This is a genomic window from Verrucomicrobiia bacterium (assembly GCA_035577545.1).
Classification (GTDB): Bacteria; Verrucomicrobiota; Verrucomicrobiia; order Palsa-1439; family Palsa-1439; genus Palsa-1439.
In genome coordinates this window covers 1-2,723 of record DATLVI010000001.1, presented here as the reverse complement: position 1 = coordinate 2,723, position 2,723 = coordinate 1, and the positions used below count along the sequence as shown (strand labels likewise).

The 2,723-nt window shown below is 57.9% G+C and carries 3 protein-coding genes; 2 read left to right on the top strand and 1 reads right to left on the bottom strand.

Going from position 1 to position 2,723, the window contains the following annotated elements; translation table 11 throughout:
* Positions 1–583, bottom strand: a 583-nt coding sequence (locus VNL17_00015; GenBank protein HXI82454.1) for a LysR family transcriptional regulator, incomplete at its 3' end; no start/stop codon positions are given.
* Between the two features lie 164 nt (positions 584–747).
* On the opposite strand from VNL17_00015, the gene VNL17_00010 reads away from it, so the two are divergent.
* Both VNL17_00010 and VNL17_00005 read left to right on the top strand, forming a co-directional pair.
* Positions 748–1,272 (top strand): DinB family protein, encoded by a 525-nt coding sequence (locus VNL17_00010; protein ID HXI82453.1) that lies wholly within the window; start codon positions 748–750, stop codon positions 1,270–1,272.
* Between the two features lie 59 nt (positions 1,273–1,331).
* Positions 1,332–2,723, top strand: a 1,392-nt coding sequence (locus VNL17_00005; GenBank protein HXI82452.1) for an ABC transporter permease, incomplete at its 3' end; no start/stop codon positions are given.

The window sequence follows — 2,723 nt, the reverse complement described above, 5'->3', positions numbered from 1 at the left end:
ATCCGGGTGGATTGAGCATCCAGGGTGCTCGGCCCAAACTTTCCCAATCGTTGTGGATGTTTCCTGCGGCGCTCTGAACGATCTCTATGCGGTCTGTCGCGATAATATTCGTTAGAAGTGTTGGAGGCGCGGTTTTACCTTCAGGTAAAGGCACGACTGCAACATCGAGCTCACCCGCGATCAGCCGGTTAAATAATTCGGGCGTGCGCTCGCTCAACAGCAGCAGTCTGACCTTGGGGTATGTTTCAGTCAGTGCCCGAATAGGTTCGATAAGCGTCCCCTCGGCGAGGGGATGCGCGAGCCCGATACGCATGAGGCCGTGAGGTTCGGCGTCGCGCGACGCAAGAGAGTTCAGCGCCTCCGCCCGCTGCAGCAGATCTCGCGCTTGTTCAAGCACCTTGGAGCCCAGCGAGTTCAGGCGCGGCGGCTTTACCGAGCGGTCGAGCAACTCAGCACCCAATGCAGCCTCCAGCCTTTGCAGTTGCCGGGTTATAGCGGATGGTGTCCGCAATAGACGATCGGCTGCACCGGCAATGGACCCGGCCTGGGCAAACTCTACGAGCGCGCGTAAATCATCGAGCAAGGGAGCCTCCTAAAGTACTCCTAAAACCTCCTCCCAACGAATAGCAGAATCGTGCGTAAATGGCAACATTATCGTGATAATAATGAACTTGTGGAACGTGTCGATCCTCCCTTACAAAGAGCAAGAAGTTTAGGAAACCCTGGAGACACATGATTGACTTCCACATGAAGAAGATTCTGACTCAGTACGGGGTGTGCGCGCTTGTGGTCGCTCTGATGGTGCCGTTGGCGGGGGCGCAGTCGCAGCCGGCAGGATTGCAGGCCGCCTTCGCAAAAGATGCCGGAACGCTTTCGGACAAATTCACCGGACTCGCACGCGTTATGTCGGGCAAGTACGACTGGAAGCCCGCCCAGGGCGTTCGCTCCGTCGCCGACGTCTTCAACCTGATCGTTAAAGAGAACGGCCTGCTCGCCGGCGTGCTTTCGGGCACACCGAATACTGGGGCATCGCCCGCGCCCATCACCGATCCGGAGAAAATGCAGGAAGCTCTGAAGGCTTCTTACCTCAAATTGCAAAAAGCGATTGCGGCACTCTCCGAAAACGACCTGCAGGCGCCGGTGAAACTGTTCGGAAGAGACATGACGAAGCAGGGCGCGCTGATGCTAATTCTCGAAGATCAACACGAGCATCTGGGGCAGTCGATCGCGTACGCGCGCAGCAACGGCGTGGTTCCGCCGTGGTCTAAATAGGACCGCTGCAAACGGGTGACCAAATAAGAGTCTGTGTATTGACCGAAAAGAGCGTCTTCATGGGGACTTTACTTCAGGATGTTCGACATGGTTTGCGCATGCTGGTCAAGAAGCCCACCTTCACGATCGTGGCAGTCCTGACGCTGGCTCTGGGCGTGGGGGCCAACACGGCGATCTTCAGCATCGTGAACGCTGTGTTGCTTCGTTCTCTTCCGTTCCGCGACCCCGACCGTCTTGTAAGGATCTACTTTAACAACCCAGGGGTAGGACTGCGGGGCGTTCGGTTTTCCGTGCCGGAATTCGACGATCTTAGAACGCAGACGAATGTGTTCGAAGATGTGAGTGTCATCGTTTACGGCCCCACAAACTTGACCGGCGCCAAACAGCCCGAACACTTGGAAATGATGGAGGTTTCTCCCAACTACTTTTCCATGCTCGGCGCCACTCCCGAACTAGGACGCTTATTTGGTCACCAGGATTTCGCGCTCGGTTTCGCACCCGTGGTCGTGATCAGCGATGCGTTGTGGCGCCGCTCTTATGGGGCTGATCCTGGCGTCCTCGGCCGCAGCCTCCGCCTCGATAACGATCTATATACGATTGTAGGTGTACTTTCTCCCGGATTTCGCAACCCCGGACCGACCATTCCAGTCGTGGAGGTGTGGATTACCTGCGGATACAGTGCCGATCCGTTCCCACCGCCAGCGCGTAGCCTGCGCATATTGCCCGGGGCAATCGGCCGTCTCAAGCCGGGCCTCACTGTAGCGCAAGCTCAGGCGCGGCTTGATGCCATGGCTGCCAATCTGCGCCGCGATTTTGCGAATGATTATCCTCCGCAAGCGAAATGGACGGTTGAGGTTGTGCCGTTGCAGCAATCGTTGGTCGGTAAGGTTCGACCGATGCTGGTCGTGTTGATGGCTGCCGTAGTCTTAATCGTTCTCGTCGTGTCTCTGAACATTGGTAGTCTGCTTCTGGCGCGCGCCTCCGGACGACAGCAAGAGATGGCAGTGCGCGCGGCGATGGGAGCGAGCGGGGGCAGGATGATCCGGCAGATGCTCACCGAATCGCTGTTGCTGGCTTTCATCGGAGGAATCGCAGGGCTTACGACTGCGGTGATTACGCTGAAAGCCGTCTTGCGATTTGTGCCGGCGAATCTTCCGCGGCTAGGCGAGGTAAACATTGATTGGCGGGTGCTGGGATTTGCGTTACTGATTTCTCTCGCGACCGGTCTGCTGTTTGGGCTGGCCCCCGCGATCCATTCCTCGAAGGCCGGACTTGCGGGTACGATGCGCGAAGGCTCGCGCGGCTCGGGTTACAGCGCGAAGGCGGGGCGCATGCGCGACGCGCTGATGGTGTCGCAGCTGGCTTTTGCGGTAGTGCTGATGATCGGCGCGGGACTCCTATTGGAAACGCTGCGCGATTTGTTGCGGCAGAATCCGGGCTTCAATCCATCG

Coding starts and splice junctions, on each gene's coding strand:
- VNL17_00010 (HXI82453.1), top strand. CDS start 748: ATGAAGAAGATTCTGACTCAGTACGGGGTGTGCGCGCTTGTGGTCGCT.